This is a genomic window from Pseudomonas sp. NPDC089569, from assembly GCF_050280625.1.
Taxonomy (GTDB): domain Bacteria; phylum Pseudomonadota; class Gammaproteobacteria; order Pseudomonadales; family Pseudomonadaceae; genus Aquipseudomonas.
In genome coordinates this window covers 1-16,535 of the sequence record NZ_JBNNVQ010000120.1, presented here as the reverse complement: position 1 = coordinate 16,535, position 16,535 = coordinate 1, and the positions used below count along the sequence as shown (strand labels likewise).

General features: G+C 61.2%; 12 protein-coding genes and 2 pseudogenes. 11 read left to right on the top strand and 3 right to left on the bottom strand.

Annotated elements, in window-relative coordinates; all coding sequences use genetic code 11:
- The 8 genes and pseudogenes from ACQKP2_RS28255 to ACQKP2_RS28220 all read left to right on the top strand — a co-directional run.
- Positions 1-292: membrane dipeptidase (locus tag ACQKP2_RS28255; RefSeq protein ID WP_427581392.1), on the top strand; the 292-nt coding region annotated here is incomplete at its 5' end.
- 78 nt (positions 293-370) lie between these two features.
- Complete coding sequence (locus tag ACQKP2_RS28250) at positions 371-901, top strand: DUF5943 domain-containing protein (protein ID WP_003228980.1); 531 nt, start codon at positions 371-373, stop codon at positions 899-901.
- Between the two features lie 15 nt (positions 902-916).
- A pseudogene (gene dgcA, locus ACQKP2_RS28245) lies at positions 917-2,976 on the top strand (dimethylglycine demethylation protein DgcA).
- Between the two features lie 180 nt (positions 2,977-3,156).
- Positions 3,157-5,103, top strand: a complete 1,947-nt coding sequence (dgcB, locus tag ACQKP2_RS28240; protein ID WP_427581390.1) for a dimethylglycine demethylation protein DgcB — start codon at positions 3,157-3,159, stop codon at positions 5,101-5,103.
- Positions 5,103-6,323: an electron transfer flavoprotein subunit alpha/FixB family protein gene (locus ACQKP2_RS28235; protein ID WP_427581388.1), complete on the top strand. Its 1,221-nt coding sequence runs from the start codon at positions 5,103-5,105 to the stop codon at positions 6,321-6,323. The genes dgcB and ACQKP2_RS28235 overlap by 1 nt, the downstream gene beginning before the upstream one ends.
- Positions 6,324-6,338: 15 nt before the next feature.
- Complete coding sequence (locus tag ACQKP2_RS28230) at positions 6,339-7,109, top strand: electron transfer flavoprotein subunit beta (RefSeq protein ID WP_427581386.1); 771 nt, start codon at positions 6,339-6,341, stop codon at positions 7,107-7,109.
- A gap of 125 nt (positions 7,110-7,234) precedes the next feature.
- Entirely contained in the window at positions 7,235-7,801 is a 567-nt protein-coding gene (locus ACQKP2_RS28225; RefSeq protein ID WP_427581385.1) for an N-acetyltransferase family protein, read from the top strand.
- A 202-nt stretch (positions 7,802-8,003) separates the two neighbouring features.
- On the top strand, positions 8,004-9,218 hold the full coding sequence (locus ACQKP2_RS28220; RefSeq protein ID WP_427581383.1) for a retropepsin-like aspartic protease: 1,215 nt from the start codon (positions 8,004-8,006) through the stop codon (positions 9,216-9,218).
- An 804-nt stretch (positions 9,219-10,022) separates the two neighbouring features.
- On the opposite strand, the gene gbcA is transcribed toward ACQKP2_RS28220, so the two are convergent.
- Entirely contained in the window at positions 10,023-11,318 is a 1,296-nt protein-coding gene (gene gbcA, locus ACQKP2_RS28215; RefSeq protein ID WP_427581381.1) for a glycine-betaine demethylase subunit GbcA, read from the bottom strand.
- Between the two features lie 294 nt (positions 11,319-11,612).
- Between gbcA and gbcB the strand changes: the two genes are divergently transcribed.
- Positions 11,613-12,713, top strand: coding sequence for a glycine-betaine demethylase subunit GbcB (gene gbcB, locus ACQKP2_RS28210; RefSeq protein WP_427581380.1), 1,101 nt, complete (start codon positions 11,613-11,615; stop codon positions 12,711-12,713).
- Between the two features lie 125 nt (positions 12,714-12,838).
- Here the strand turns inward: gbcB and ACQKP2_RS28205 are convergent, their stop codons facing one another.
- Both ACQKP2_RS28205 and ACQKP2_RS28200 read right to left on the bottom strand, forming a co-directional pair.
- Complete coding sequence (locus ACQKP2_RS28205; RefSeq protein WP_427581378.1) at positions 12,839-13,369, bottom strand: REP-associated tyrosine transposase; 531 nt, start codon at positions 13,367-13,369, stop codon at positions 12,839-12,841.
- Positions 13,370-13,862: 493 nt separating this feature from the next.
- The gene (locus ACQKP2_RS28200) at positions 13,863-14,903 is read right to left on the bottom strand and encodes a low specificity L-threonine aldolase (RefSeq protein WP_427581376.1); all 1,041 of its coding nucleotides are present in this window, start codon (positions 14,901-14,903) and stop codon (positions 13,863-13,865) included.
- Between the two features lie 130 nt (positions 14,904-15,033).
- Here ACQKP2_RS28200 and ACQKP2_RS28195 point away from each other — a divergent pair, with 130 nt between their 5' ends.
- Together ACQKP2_RS28195 and ACQKP2_RS28190 are read left to right on the top strand one after the other, a co-directional pair.
- A complete protein-coding gene (locus ACQKP2_RS28195) occupies positions 15,034-15,774 on the top strand; it encodes a TraX family protein (RefSeq protein WP_427581374.1) in 741 nt (246 codons plus the stop codon).
- Positions 15,775-16,058: 284 nt separating this feature from the next.
- Positions 16,059-16,535: pseudogene (locus tag ACQKP2_RS28190) on the top strand (hypothetical protein); the annotation flags it as partial.

Below are 16,535 nucleotides of genomic sequence, written 5' to 3'. Positions count from 1 at the left end.
CATGGGCATTAATGATGGATTGTGTAATGGCCAGCCCCAATCCCGCGTGTTCGCTGCTGCCTTCCCGGCGTGGCATGGCCAGGACTTCTTCGAGTACCTGACCCACGACAAGGGCTACGCCCGCCGTCTGACCAACTTCGGCAAGATCATCAACCCGCTGGGCATCCGCACTGTCGGCGAGTTCCCGAACCTGACCGAAACGCTGCTCAAGCGCGGCCATTCCGAGCGTGTGGTGCGCAAGATCATGGGCGAGAACTGGGTGAACGTCTTGAAAGATGTTTGGGGCGAATAAGCCACCGCACTTCTGATTCCTTTCCCCCGGCCGTTCGCGCCGGGGGCAACACAACAAATTTTCTGGAGTTAAGTTTCCATGGCCAAGATCGCCCCGCAATTGCCTATCGAAGTCGACAGCGAAACCGGTGTCTGGACGTCCGACGCCCTGCCGATGCTGTACGTACCGCGTCATTTCTTCGTCAACAACCACATGGGCATCGAAGAAGTGCTGGGCGCCGAGGCTTACGCAGAAATCCTCTACAAGGCCGGCTACAAGTCCGCCTGGCACTGGTGTGAAAAAGAAGCCGAATGCCACGGCCTGGAAGGCGTCGCGGTGTTCGAGCACTACATGAAGCGCCTGTCGCAGCGCGGCTGGGGCCTGTTCAAGATCCAGGACATCGACCTCGACAAGGGCACTGCCAGCGTCAAGCTCGAACACTCGGCATTCGTCTACGTGTACGGCAAGGTCGGCCGCAAGGTCGACTACATGTTTACCGGCTGGTTCGCCGGCGCGATGGACCAGATCCTCGCCGCTCGCGGCAGCAAGATCCGCACCGTGGCCGAACAAGTCTACGGTGGCTCCGAAGAGGGCCACGATGACGGCTTGTTCACCGTCAAGCCGTTGTAAGTCGAGGAACCCGCCATGGCTTTCGAAGCAATGTTCCAGCCGATCCAGATCGGCAAACTGACCATCCGCAACCGCGTGCTCAGCACCGCGCACGCCGAGGTTTATGCGACCGACGGCGGCATGACCACCGACCGGTACGTCAAGTACTACGAAGAGAAGGCTAAGGGCGGTATCGGCCTGGCGATCTGCGGCGGTTCGTCCGTGGTGGCCATCGACAGCCCGCAGGAGTGGTGGAGCTCGGTGAACCTGTCCACCGACCGCATCATTCCGCACTTCCAGAATCTGGCCGACGCCATGCACAAGCACGGCGCCAAGATCATGATCCAGATTACCCACATGGGCCGCCGCTCGCGCTGGGACGGCTTCAACTGGCCGACCCTGATGTCGCCGTCGGGTGTTCGCGAGCCGGTGCACCGCGCCACCTGTAAAACCATCGAGCCCGAGGAAATCTGGCGGGTGATCGGCAACTACGCCCAGGCGGCACGTCGCGCCAAGGCCGGTGGCCTGGACGGTGTGGAACTGTCGGCCGTGCACCAGCACATGATCGACCAGTTCTGGAGCCCTCGGGTCAACAAGCGTACCGACGAATGGGGCGGCACCTTCGAAGGCCGCATGAAGTTCGGTCTGGAAGTATTGAAAGCGGTGCGTGCCGAGGTCGGTGACGACTTCTGCGTGGGCATGCGTATCTGCGGCGACGAGTTCCATCCGGACGGCCTGTCCCATGAGGACATGAAGCAGATCGCCAAGTATTACGACGACACCGGCATGCTCGATTTCATCGGCGTCGTGGGTTCGGGTTGCGACACCCACAACACCCTGGCCAACGTGATTCCGAACATGAGCTACCCGCCGGAACCGTTCCTGCACCTGGCCGCCGGCATCAAGGAAGTGGTTAGGTTCCGGTGCTGCACGCGCAGAACATCAAGGACCCGAACCAGGCCACGCGCATTCTGGAAGGCGGCTATGTCGACATGGTCGGCATGACCCGCGCGCACATCGCCGACCCGCACCTGATCGCCAAGATCAAGATGGGCCAGGTCGACCAGATCAAACAATGCGTTGGCGCCAACTACTGCATCGACCGTCAGTACCAGGGCCTGGATGTGCTGTGCATCCAGAACGCGGCGACTTCCCGTGAATACATGGGCCTGCCGCACATCATCGAGAAGACCACCGGCGTCAAACGCAAAGTGGTGGTCGTCGGTGCCGGCCCTGCCGGGATGGAAGCGGCCCGTGTTGCCGCCGAACGCGGTCACGACGTGACGCTGTTCGAGAAGAAAGAGTTCATCGGCGGACAGATCACCACGGCCGCCAAGGCGCCGCAACGGGATCAGATCGCCGGTATCACCCGTTGGTATCAGCTGGAACTGGCCCGGTTGAAAGTCGACCTGCGCCTGGGCACGGCGGCGGACGTACCGACCATCATGGACCTGCGTCCGGATGTGGTGGTGCTGGCGGTCGGTGGCCATCCGTTCCTGGAGCAGAACGAACACTGGGGCGCGGCCGAAGGCCTGGTGGTCAGCAGCTGGGACGTGCTCGACGGCAAGGTTGCACCGGGCAAGAACGTGCTGGTCTACGACACCATTTGCGAATTCACCGGCATGTCCACCGCCGACTTCCTCGCTGACAAGGGCAGCCAGGTCGAGATCGTCACCGATGACATCAAGCCGGGCGTGGCGATTGGCGGTACGTCGTTCCCGACCTACTACCGCAGCATGTATCCGAAAGAAGTGATCATGACCGGCGACATGATGCTGGAAAAGGTCTACCGCGAAGGCGACAAGCTGGTGGCGGTGCTGGAAAACGAATACACCGGCGCCAAGGAAGAGCGGGTGGTGGATCAGGTGGTCGTGGAAAACGGCGTGCGTCCGGACGAGCAGCTCTACTACGCGATGAAGGAAGGCTCGCGCAACAAAGGCCAGATCGACGTCGAAGCTTTGTTCGCGATCAAGCCCCAGCCATGCCTGGAGCAGAGCGGCGACGGCTACCTGCTGTTCCGCATCGGCGACTGCGTGGCCCAGCGTAACGTGCATGCGGCCATCTACGACGCATTGCGCCTGTGCAAGGATTTCTAAGAGCTCGCACATAACCCTGTAGGAGCGAGCATGCTCGCGATGGTGGCCCAGACAACACGGGTATTCAGGTACCCCGCGTCATCGTTGACGACCATCGCGAGCGTGCTCGCTCCTACAGGGCACGGGCAAGCATCCAGGTAGTTTGGCCTGCAAGACCCTGCGGTCTTTGGGAGCTTCACCATGTTGAACACCCTTCTTCCAATCCTGTTGTTCGCAGCCCTGGGCCTTGCAGTCCTGGGCGCGTTGCGGCGGGTAGCCATGTGGCGTCGGGGCCGGGCCTCGAAGGTCGATCTGATCGGCGGCCTGTTCGCCATGCCCAAGCGCTATATGGTCGATTTGCACCATGTGGTGGCACGGGACAAATACATTGCCAACACCCACGTGGCCACGGCCGGTGGTGCGGTGGCGTCCATCGTGCTGGCCATTCTGGTTCACGGCTTTGGCCTGCATAACCGCATTCTCGGTTATGCGCTGCTGTTGATGACGGCGGTGATGTTCGTCGGCGCGATCTTCGTATACCGGCGTCGACTCAACCCGCCGAGCCGCTTGTCCAAGGGCCCATGGATGCGCCTGCCGAAAAGCCTGCTGGCGTTCTCGGCCTCGTTCTTCCTGGTGACCTTGCCGGTGGCGGGCATCCTCCCGGAAAACTTTGGTGGCTGGCTGTTGGCGGCGATTCTCGCGGTTGGCGTGCTGTGGGGCGTGTCCGAGTTGTTCTTCGGCATGACCTGGGGCGGGCCGATGAAACACGCCTTTGCCGGTGCCCTGCACCTGGCCTGGCACCGTCGCGCCGAACGCTTTGGTGGTGGTCGCTCCACCGGTTTGAAACCGCTGGACCTGAACGACCCGGCCGCGCCGCTGGGCGTGGAAAAACCCAAGGATTTCACCTGGAACCAGTTGCTCGGCTTCGATGCCTGCGTGCAATGCGGTAAATGCGAAGCCGCGTGCCCGGCGTTTGCGGCAGGCCAACCGCTGAACCCTAAAAAGCTGATTCAGGACATGGTCGTCGGCCTGGCCGGTGGCAGTGACGCGAAGTTCGCCGGCAGCCCGTATCCGGGCAAGCCGATTGGCGAGCACTCGGGCAATCCGCACCAGCCGATCGTCAACGGTCTGGTGGATGCCGAAACACTGTGGTCCTGCACCACGTGCCGCGCCTGCGTCGAGGAGTGCCCGATGATGATCGAGCACGTCGATGCCATCGTCGACATGCGCCGTCATCTGACCCTGGAAAAAGGCGCTACGCCGAACAAGGGCGCCGAAGTCCTGGAAAACCTGATCGCAACCGACAACCCTGGCGGCTTCGCGCCGGGCGGGCGGATGAACTGGGCGGCGGACCTCAACCTCAACGTGATGAGCGAGAAGAAAACCACCGACGTACTGTTCTGGGTCGGCGACGGTGCCTTCGACATGCGCAACCAGCGCACCCTGCGCGCCTTCGTCAAAGTGCTGAAGGCGGCAAAAATCGACTTCGCCGTGCTGGGCCTCGAAGAGCGCGACAGCGGTGACGTGGCCCGGCGCCTGGGCGACGAAGCGACGTTCCAGATGCTCGCCAAGCGCAACATCCAGACTTTGGCCAAATACAGCTTCAACCGCATCGTCACCTGCGACCCGCACAGCTTCCATGTACTGAAGAACGAGTACGGTGCTTTCGACGGCAACTACCTGGTGCAACACCACAGCACCTACATGGCTGAAATCATCGATGCCGGCGCGCTCAATCTCGGCCAGCACAAAGGCAGCAGCGTGACCTATCACGACCCTTGCTACCTCGGCCGCTACAACGGCGAATACGAGGCTCCGCGCGAGGTACTGCGCGCCCTCGGGATCGAGGTCAAGGAAATGCAACGTTCCGGCTTCCGCTCGCGCTGCTGCGGCGGTGGCGGCGGTGCGCCGATCACCGATATTCCGGGCAAGCAACGTATCCCCGACATGCGTATGCAGGACATCCGCGAAACGGGAGCCGAGCTGGTGGCCGTGGGCTGCCCGCAGTGCACCGCGATGCTCGAAGGCGTGGTCGAACCGCGGCCGTTGATCAAGGACATCGCCGAACTGGTGGCCGACGCCCTGCTTGAAGAAGAGGCGCCGAAATCCGCCACGCCGGCCAAACGCGAACCAGCGGAGGTGCACTGATGAGCGACATTATCCGCCGCGACCCGCGCGCCGAATGGATTGCCCGTAACCGCCTGCACCCGCTGCATGCGGCCATGCAACCGGCGCAGCACAGCTGGATGGGGCCCAACGGCGTCATCCGCAAGAATCCCCATGGCATCGGTTTCATCGGGCCCAACGGCCTCAAACGCATCGACCGCAGTGGCGCGCAACAGGGCGGGACCAGCAAGCGTACGGCTGCCGTTGAAGTGCAGTTGCCGCTGCATCAGGTGCCTGCACCGGCGTTCTACATCTGCGTGGTGCCGGACATGGTCGGCGGCCGCTTGAGCAGCCACGACCGCGACCTGCTGGGCCTGGCCCATCAACTGGCCGGCGCCGACGGTGCGGTATTGGCCGTGGTGTTTGGCGAACACAAGGAAAACACCTTTGCCACCGCTGGCGTGGACCGCTTGCTGGTGCTCGAAGGCGACGAATTCAGCGGTTATGCACCGGAGCAGCGAGTCCAGGGCCTGCGGGCTGTGGATAACCAGTTCAACCCACGCCACTGGCTGCTGCCGGACAGCCGCAGCGGTGGTGGTGAGTTGGGTCGACGTTTTGCCGCTGCCCTGGGCGAACGCCCGGCCACGCGAGTCTGGCAGGTCAAGGATCAGGAGTGCATCGGCCGCGCCGGTGCCGGCCTGCAGGACTTGGCGCGTCCGGTTGCGCGGTTGATTCTGGCCGCCGTGGAATGTGCCGAACCGGTCAGCGAAACCCGTCACGAAGCTTTGCCGGTGGAGTTATCCACAGCCGTCGCCCGCAGTCTCTCGCGCATCGAGGACTTGGGCGCGGTGGCGGTGGACCCGGCCGCCATTCCCATGGCCGAAGCCGAGTTCATCTTCTCGGGCGGCAACGGGGTCAAGGATTGGGACCTGTTCCACCAGACCGCAGCCGCGCTCGGCGCCACCGAAGGCGCGTCCCGGGTGGCGGTGGACGATGGCTTCATGGCCCGCGACCGCCAGGTCGGCGCGTCCGGCACCTGGGTCACCGCGCGGGTCTATGTGGCGGTGGGGATTTCCGGGGCGATCCAGCACCTGCAAGGCATCGGTGCCTGCGACAAGGTGGTGGCGATCAACCTTGATCCGGGTTGCGACATGATCAAACGGGCCGACCTGTCGGTGATCGGCGAGAGCGCCGAGATTCTTCGCGCCCTGATCGCAGCGGTAGAGGCTTACCGCAACGATGCCAAGCGCGATGCGGCTTAAGGGAAGGAAAGGGTTATGAGCACGAAAATCATCAGCCTGGTGTCCATCGGCGCCCACCCGACCTCCGGCCGGCCGCGTCGCGCCGAACAGGATGCGCGCGCGGTAGAACTGGGCCTGCAACTGGCTGGGGATAACTTGCAGGTGCTGCATGCCGGCGATGTCGCCGAGCCTGCGCTGCGCGCCTATCTGGGAATGGGGCTGGAACAACTGCATGTACTGGAGCAGCCGCAGGGCGCCGATGCGCTGCCGGCGTTGACCGCGTACTTGCGCGATGCCGGCGCCCAGGTGGTGCTGACCGGTAGCCAGGCGGAAACCGGCGAAGGCTCGGGCATGCTGCCGTTTCTGTTGGCCGAAGGCCTTGGCTGGCCGCTGGTGGTGGGGTTGGCGCAGGTCGAGTCCATCGACGGCGGTTCGGCGCTGGTGCTGCAAGCCTTGCCTCGTGGCCAGCGGCGTCGGTTGAAGGTGCGCCTGCCGTTCCTCGCCACTGTGGATAACGCTGCGCCCAAGCCACGGCAAAGCGCCTATGGCCCGGCACGTCGCGGGGTGCTGCAGGCCGATGAAGTGGACATCGTCGACGATGAGCTGCTGGCCGTGGCCACCCTGCAACCGGCCAAGCCTCGGCCAAAACGCCTGAAGGTGATCAAGGCCAAGAGCGGTGCCGATCGCATGAAAGCCGCAACGGCGAAAGCCAGTGGCGGAGGGGGACAAGTGCTCAAGGGCGTTACGGCGCAAGCTGGGGCTGAAGCCATCCTCAAGTTGCTGATTGAAGAAGGCGTGGTTCGTTAACGTACACCCCCCCACAAATACATTGCGGGAGCGAGCCTGCTCGCGATAGCGGTCTTTCAGCCAACATCAATGTTGAATGTCAGTCCCTCATCGCGAGCAGGCTCGCTCCCACATAGGGAATGCCAATGGCTGTTGAATTCCGTTCCGCCCTGCGCAGCGATGCGCGAGAGATTGCCCGCCTGTTTCAGATTTCCTCGGAAGGCGCTTCGGATTACATCTGGAGCCAGATTGCCGAGCCCGGCCAGGACCTGTTGGACGTCGGCGCCATCCGCTATGCCCGTGATGGCGTGGATTTCTCCTGGCAGAACTGCGTGATCGCTGAGGCGCACGGGCAGGTCATCGGCATGATGCACAGCTATGTGATGCGCCATGACCCCTTCGCGGAGCCGGTGACAGATCCGGTCCTGGCACCTTATGCCACCCTGGAAATTCCCGACACCCTCTACATTTCCAGCCTGGCATTGCATGAGGGCTGGCGAAACCAGGGCCTGGGCAAGCAATTCCTCGCCTATGCCTACGATCGTGCCAACCAGCTCGGTCTCAATGGCCTGAGCCTGATCGATTACGCGGCGAACACCGGTGCCCGGCGTTTCTATGAGCGACATGGTTTCCGTGTCGTCGATACCTGCCGGATCGTGCCGCATCCGATGATTCGGGTGACGGGTGATGCCTATCTGATGTACCGGCCCTAGGGTCGAGCCCTCCTCAAATCGCGGTTATCCACAGTCCCGTGGATGCGCCGAACAATTCCCGTTGAACTACATTTTGTAGGAGCGAGCAGGCTCGCGATGGTCGTCAACGATAACGTGGGGAGCCTGAATACCCTCGTTGTCTGGGCCACCATCGCGAGCATGCTCGCTCCTACAGTGAACCGTGTTCATGAGTGGGTTGGCCATGAAGCCTTCAAGGCTGTTTGTGCTGCTCTCGATTTGGCTTGCGGCGGTACCGGCATTGGCGGTCAACAGGCCTCAAGAGCCTGTGCTCCCCTATGAGCCCGAACCAGGCTTCGATCAATGGCTGGAATCGGCTTTGGGGCAAAAAGCGTCTCTGGCGCAAATGCGCCAGCGCTGCGACAGGGTGACGGACGCTGCGCAGAACCTCAGTTGCTCAGTGTCCGTCGTCGCGCGGATGTTCGAGGCCAAGGCTGCCAATCAGTTGCCCGATTACTATCTGTCGACCCGGCGCAAACATGCTGGGGCCATCACCGCCAATCAGGAACTGAACCAGCTGTTTTCGATGTTCGGTGAACAGTCCCTTGCGGTGCTGAGGGCTACCGGCGACTTCACTGTCAAAAGATCCCGGCAGCGCCAAATGCTCAGCATTCATCGGTATGCCAGCGACGCGTTCGTTGCCAGGGAAGTGCTGCCATTCATTGATGTCGAAGCGGGCAATGGCCATTCGGCACGTTTCGTTCTGGACACCGGTGCTCCGCAAACACGCGTCAATTACAACACCGCGAAGTTGATGGGGATCAAGCTGCTGACCGACTCCCGTTACGCCTACAGCACCTTTTATGGTGAGCGGCAGTTATCCGCCCGGCTGGGGATTCTTCGGTCCATCCGTGTGGGGAACACCGAGTTTCGCAATGTGCTGGTGTTTGTCAGTGATCGGGACAACCTGCTGGGGCTCGACCTGATCAGCAAGCTGGGGCCGTTGAAAATCACCCGCAAGACCCTGGAGCTCAACCCGGCGCCCGCCGTGCATTGTGAGTCGCCGTTGGTGTATGAGCGCATCGATATCAACCAGCGATTGCTGGTCGCCGCACGTCTGGACAACCGGCGGACACAAGCGATTATCGATACCGGCAATGTCGATTACCTGACGTCGGCAGCGCCGGGGGACCGGATCAATGTCGTGAAGTCGCTGAGCCCTGGCAACTCCACCCTCGGTACTGCCGATACGCAGCGCTTCCAGGCCTTCAAAGGCGAACTGAGCCTGCCGGGCCGCACCATGGCGATCACCTACAGGTACTACCCCGGCTTCACCATTCCGCCGTCCTGGGTGCTCGGGCGATACGTGCCGTCCATTTTGCTCGGATGGGGTGCGTTCGAAGACTTCGAGTTGAATCTGGATGTCGAGGCGGGTCGGTCGTGTTTGAACAAGATCTGATGGTGAGTTGGTTCTTTTGCAGGTTTACCCACAATCCCTGTTGGCGATTCTGTGGATAACGTGTTTGGTCATCGCTGAAGCCAACGAGAATCGCGGCCTGTAGCCCGTCGATCAAAAAATGATCAGGCTAACTTGCGGTTTTTCAACGCTTTTTCCATGGGGCGGGAGTGCTGTCGGGCCCGGAGTTTCCCCCAATCTCTGTTGGTGCTTCTGTGGATAAGATGTTCGTTTGCCGCTACAGGCCTTGTAAAACGTGGCGTCCGAGGATTTGATCAAAAACTGATCAAGTTGTCTTTTTTCAACGGTTGTCCACCCGAAAACCCTTGAAATACGCTGCATTCAGCGGTTTTCCACAGTGCTGTTTGAGTTGCCCCCAAAGTCTGTTGGCGCTTCTGTGGATAAGGTGTTTGCCTTCCTCTGAAGGCCTCGTATTCCGTGACTTACAAAGACTTGATCAAAAAATGATCGTGAGCTGTCGGCAACCGTGTTGCTGAATAAGTCACGCAATTTCTTCAGTTTTTGTGGAAAAGTTTTCCGACGTTTCCACAGTTGTCCCCATTTGCTGTGGGTGGAGATGTGGATAACTTGTTTGCCGAAGGCTGGAGGCCAGGTGGTGTATAGCGCCGAACGAAATAGATCATATTTCGTACAGTTCTATTGGAGGGGAGACAGAGGTGAATTTGTTGGGAAGGGGGCCGCTATCGCGAGCAGGCTCGCTCCCACATTTGATTGGTGTCGGTCGCAGCATTTGTGTGCGCCACCGATCCAGTGTGGGAGCGAGCCTGCTCGCGATGCTTTTAAAAGTTAGCCGTGAACCGCTACGCCTTTGAGGTACGGCGCAGGTTCGGCACCCAGGTTGCTCAGCATGCGCTCGCTGTACCAGTCGACGAAGTTCACCACGCCGAACTCATAAGTCTTGGAGTACGGGCCAGGCTGGTAGGCGGTGGAGTTGATGCCGCGCTGGTTCTCTTCGGCCAGGCGACGGTCCTGGTCGTTGGTGGCATCCCAGACCTTGCGCATGCGCTCCACGTCGTAGTCGACGCCTTCCACGGCATCCTTGTGGACGATCCACTTGGTGGTGACCATGGTTTCCTGGGCGCTGATCGGCCACACGGTGAACACGATGATGTGGTCGCCCATGCAGTGGTTCCAGGAATGCGGCAGGTGCAGGATGCGCATCGAGCCCAGGTCCGGGTTCTTGATGCGGCCCATGAGCTTGGCGCAGCCTTGCTTGCCGTCCATGGTCATCGACACGGTGCCCTTGAGCAGTGGCATGCGCACGATGCGGTTGCGCAGGCCGAAGCTGGCGTGTGCGTAAGGGATCTTCTCGGCTTCCCAGGCGGCGGCGGAGGCGGCCACATGGTCCTTGAACGCCTGGTCGGCGCGCGGGTCGGTGACGTCGTCCCATTCCAGCAGGGTCTTGAGCAGTTCCGGGTGCGAACCGCTGCAGTGGTAGCACTCGCGGTTGTTTTCCAGCACCAGTTTCCAGTTGGCTTTTTCCATCAAGGTGGTTTGCACCGCCACCTTGGTGTTTTCCATGTCGTAGGGCTCCATGTAGTGGCTGAGCGTCGACAGGAAGTCATCGATGGCCGGCGGGTTTTCCGCCAGGCTGATGAAGATGTAGCCACCGGCGGTCTTCACGTTCACCGGTTTGAGGCCGTACTGCTTCATGTCGAAGTCGGCGCCCATTTCGGTGCCGGCGAACAGCAGGCGGCCGTCGAGTTCGTAGGTCCACTGGTGATAGTGGCAGACCAGTTTGGCGACCTTGCCCTTGTCGCTGGTGCACAGGCGCGAGCCACGGTGACGGCAGACGTTATGGAAAGCGTGGACCACGCCCTCGGCGCCACGGATCACGATGATCGGGTTCTTGCCCACTTGCAGCGTCAGGTAGTTGCCCTTGGCCGGGATCTCGCAGGTCATGCCGGCGATCAACCACTCTTTCTGGAAAATCTCCTGCATGTCGATATCGAACAGGCGATCGTCGGAGTAGAAAGGCTGCGGCAGCGAGAAGGTGCGCTCGCGCTCTTGCAGCATCTGGGCGGTGGCCTTGCGTGCGGGTTCCAGCGGATCGCCCAGGCTCAGGGTAGTAGTGACGTCCATCGTTCAATCCTCAAGGCCATCTGCGTGGCCGGTGAAAGTGACTAATCAGGTGTGCTGCTCAGGGTTGTACGCAAGGTGCAGGGGGTGTGTCTTGGTATGGGGCGAGTGTGGGGCCGACGCACGCCAGAACCTTATCCATGGGCGACATGGTCCAATCTGTTCCCGACGCGCAAGGCCCTGTCGTTGGCGGCTGGTCGCGATAAGCATGTCAATGTCGCAGATAGGTAAATGGACGGTTCGTGCAATACGCAGAATCGCAAACATGAAGGCCGACAGTCGGCCGTGGAGATCAGCATGTCCAACACTTTCCTGAACCCGATCACAACACAGACCTGGGCCAATGGCCGGCACATCGTCCGTTGCGTCAAAGTCATCCAGGAAACCTGGGATGTGCGCACCTTCTGCTTCATGGCCGATCAGCCGATCATGTTCTTCTTCAAACCGGGGCAGTTCGTCACCCTGGAGCTGGAGATCGAAGGTCAGCCGATCATGCGTTCGTACACCATTTCCAGCTCGCCGTCGGTACCGTACAGCTTCTCTGTGACGATCAAGCGGGTGCCGGGCGGCAAGGTCTCGAACTGGCTGCACGACACCTTGCACGAAGGCTACGAACTGGCAGTGCACGGCCCGGTCGGCCTGTTCAACGCCATCGACTTCCCGAGCCCGAAAGTGCTCTACCTCAGCGGCGGCGTGGGTATTACGCCGTGCATGTCCATGGCGCGCTGGTTCTTCGACACCAACGGCAATGTCGACATGGCGTTTATCCACAGCGCCCGCTCGCCCAAGGACATCATCTATCACCGCGAGCTGGAGCACATGGCTTCGCGGATCGAGAACTTCAGCCTGCACCTGATTTGTGAAAAACATGGTTTCGGCGAGCCATGGGCCGGCTATCGCGGCTACCTGAACCACAAGATGCTCGAACTGATGGTGCCGGACTTCCTCGAGCGCGAAGTGTTCTGCTGCGGCCCGACGCCGTACATGAATGCGGTCAAGCGCCTGCTGGAAAACGCCGGCTTCAACATGAAGCACTACCACGAGGAGTCCTTCGGTGCGACGCCGCCAGAGGCCCGCGCCGACGCATTGGAGCACGCCGAACAAGCTGCCGAGGCCCCGCAAGTGGACGAGGCGGATCTGCACCAGGTGGAATTCATCTCCTCCGGCAAGAGCATTCGCGTGGCACCGGGCGAGACCGTGCACGCGGCAGCCGCCAAGGTCGGCCTGATGATTCCGAAAGCCTGCGGCATGGGCATTTGCGGGACGTGCAAGGTGCTCAAGCTGGGTGGCGAAGTGGAGATGGAACACAACGGCGGCATCACCGAGGACGACGAGGCCGAAGGGTACATCCTGTCGTGCTGCAGCGTGCCGAAAGGGGATGTGCGGATCGAGTACTGATCACTGCCCCCTCGATCGTTCCCACGCTCTGCGTGGGAACGCCTCCACGGACGCTCCGCGTTCGGCTCTGAAGGGCGCGCAAAGTGCTCCGGACTGCATTCCCGCGCAGAGCAGTGGAAGTGTTGTTACCAACGTTGAATCTCGATCAGTCCTTCCATGCCTGCGTACTGACGAGCGCTTGAATATCGCCAGTGTTCCGGCAAATCCACGTAGCCGCGCTTTACCGGGTTGTCGTGGATGTAGTCGAGCTTTTGGCGCATCACGATTTCGCTGTACACCATCTCTGCGTGTGAACCTTCCTGCCACAGTTGATAGGCGCGATCTTTCTTGTGTGCCCGTTTATTGAAACGAAGGCGACGCAATGCTCGTTCGGCGCCCCTGTTTTGCAGGTCGTTGATGATTTGTCGGGCGGTGAATGATTTGAATTGGCTGAGGCATTTGCCGAGATCCGGTGCCTGGGCGACAAAGTGCAGATGATTCTCCAGAACGACATAGCCATACAGCTTCAGGTCCTGGTGGGTTTGTTGGTAGCGCCAGCACTCGAGCAGGTGATCGACGATGTAGGGGCGGATGAACAGCGGCAGCCACTCCATGACGGTGCAGGTCAGGAAGTGTGGTTTATCCGGTTCGGTGATGACGTAGCGGCTTCGGCCCATGGATTCGTCCTTGAATCGTGGTGTTTGGAGATTTGGAACGCGGAGCGTCCCGGGAGGCGTTCCCACGCGGAGCGTGGGAACGATCAGGTTGGAGAGGCGGATGCGGAAGCGCCAGAGGTCAATTCAGCGATGTCGGGTAGGAAAGTGCTGTAGGGGCACTGATGATCGTTCCCACGCTCTGCGTGGGAATGCAGCCCGTGACGCTCCGCGTCACAGCGGTGTACGGCTGTGCGCAGGTGGTGTGGCCGGAACGCGGAGCGTCCCTTGAGGCATTCCCACGCGGAGCGTGGGAACGAACTGGGAAGGCTGGCTGCGTCACCGCGGTGTACGGCATTGCTGATGATCGTTCCCACGCTCTGCGTGGGAATGCAGCCCGTGACGCTCCGCGTCACAGCGGTGCCCGGCGTTGTACAGGTGGTGCGGCCGGAACGCAGAGCGTCCCTTGAGGCATTCCCACGCGGAGCGTGGGAACGATCGACAGGGGGTTTTGGTGTTAGTGCGACATCACTTCGCGGATGTCCCGCGCCAGTTCGCGTACGCGCTCTTCTTCGGTATCCCACGAGCACATGAACCGCGCACCGCCTTTGCCGATGAAGGTATAGAAGCGCCAGCCCCTGGCCGTCAGGGCGGCGATGGCCGGTTCCGACAGTTGCAGGAACACACCGTTGGCCTGGACCGGGAACATCAGTTCAACGCCCGGGATGTCGCTGACCAGTTGCGCCAGCAGTTGCGCGCAATGGTTGGCGTGACGGGCGTATTTGAGCCAGGCGTCGTTTTCGAGAATGCCGACCCAGGGCGCGGACAAAAAGCGCATTTTCGACGCCAGTTGGCCAGCCTGCTTGCAGCGGTAGTCGAAGTCTTCGGCCAGCTTGTGGTTGAAGAACAGGATCGCCTCACCCACGGCCATGCCGTTTTTCGTGCCACCGAAACACAGCACATCGACGCCGGCCTTCCAGGTCAGGTCGGCGGGCGAGCAGCCCAGGAACGCGCAGGCGTTGGAGAACCGCGCGCCGTCCATGTGCAGGTTCAGGCCCAGTTCCTTGCAGGTGGCGCTGATGGCGCGGATTTCGTCCGGGGTGTAGACGCTGCCCACTTCGGTGGCCTGGGTCAGGGTCACGACACGGGGTTTGGGGTAGTGGATGTCCTGGCGCTTGAGGGCGATTTCGCGGATCGAATCGGGGGTCAGCTTGCCGTTTTCAGTGCCGGCGATCAGCAGTTTGGAGCCGTTGGAGAAAAATTCCGGCGCGCCGCATTCGTCGGTTTCGACGTGGGCGGTTTCCGAGCAGATCACGCTGTGGTAACTCTGGCACAGCGACGACAGGGCCAGGGAGTTGGCAGCCGTGCCGTTGAAAGCGAAGAACACTTCGCAGTCGGTTTCGAACAGCTTGCGGAAATCGTCGGACGCGCGGGCAGTCCATTCGTCGTCGCCGTAGGCGCGCTGGTGGCCATGGTTGGCCTGCTCCATGGCCGCCCAGGCTTCAGGGCAGATGCCGGAATAGTTGTCGCTGGCGAATTGTTGGCTCTTGTCGGTCATGGCCTGCTTCCGTGGTCGAGGCGCTTATGGTGAAGCGTCCCGTGGTCAATGAGGGGCGCACTCTACCGAAGATCGTCCGGGGAGCGCTGGGGATGTCACTGTCAGAACATTACAGGGATGCCGGGCAATTATGCACGTGGCTACGAACTTGACACAGCAGCACTTGAAGCAGCGCGACGGTGCGCTGGATCTGCTCAAGTGGCTGGCGCTTTTGTGCATGGTGCTCGATCACCTGCGATACGTCGGTTATTCCGCCGATTGGCTGTATGTGCCCGGGCGTCTGGCGTTCCCGTGGTTTTGCCTGGCGATGGCGGCGAATCTGGCCCGTGACGGTGTGAAGCACGCAGGGCAGTGGCGTTATCTGGTCTGGTTGCTGCTGTTCAGTGCGCTGAGTGAAATTCCCTACCGGATGTTCATTGCCGAACACGACACGCTAAACGTGATGCCCACCCTTGTCCTAGGCCTGCTGGTGGCGCGGGGCTGGCAGGATCGAGCGCTGCAACTGCGCCTGTTGGCGGCTGGAGCCCTGCTGTTGGCGGCGGTTTTCTCCGCGCAACTGATGTTCGGTGTCTTCGGTGTGCTGCTGCCGCTGGCGATGCTGCTGGTGATACGGCGTCCCTGGTATTTCGCGCTCCTTGCGGGATTGGTCTGTCTGGCAGCCAATCAGTGGCAGGTGCTGTATTACGCCGCGCGGTTGGGCAACAGCGCGGCCATTCCAGCCATCGCCACTTGTCTGGTTGCGCCATGGCTGGGACTGTTCCTGTTGCGACACGCCCATGACGTAAAACCACCGCCCATGCGCCGCTGGGCCTATGCCCTGTATCCCGCGCATTTCCTGCTGTTGCTGGCATTACGCCAAGCCATCGCCTGACCCTGTGGGAGCTGGCTTGCCAGCGATGGCGGCGCCACATCCCATATGGATGGCGGCTGGCCCACCCCAATCGCTGGCAAGCCAGCTCCCACAGGGTTTTGAGGGGATCTTGTCATTGAGTTCCTCCGGTCCATTCCCCGCCATGTCGTAAACGCACCTTTGCATGGCGTCCGTAGGCATTTGACGGGTCTGCGCCGGTCATACCATCGCATCAAAGGGCACTGTCATCACGCCAGTGCCTTACCGAGACGAATGGCGCAATAGATGCCGCTGGGAGAGACGCGATGTTCAGCAAGCAAGACCAGATCCAGGGTTACGACGATGCACTGCTGGCGGCGATGAATGCCGAGGAGCAACGTCAGGAAGATCACATCGAGCTGATCGCGTCCGAGAACTACACCAGCAAGCGCGTCATGCAAGCGCAAGGCAGCGGCCTGACCAACAAGTACGCCGAAGGCTATCCAGGCAAGCGTTACTACGGCGGTTGCGAGCACGTGGACAAGGTTGAAGCCCTGGCCATCGAGCGCGCCAAACAACTGTTCGGCGCCGATTACGCCAACGTCCAGCCGCACTCCGGTTCCTCGGCCAACAGCGCCGTCTACCTGGCCCTGCTGCAAGCCGGCGACACCATCCTGGGCATGAGCCTGGCCCACGGCGGTCACCTGATAGACGAGGCCCAGGCACTTGCTCAGCAGAGTAATCCCTGCTCTTCGAATCAAAGCTGCAATGGTAAAGGGGCAGGACTTCGTGCTGGATGCCTT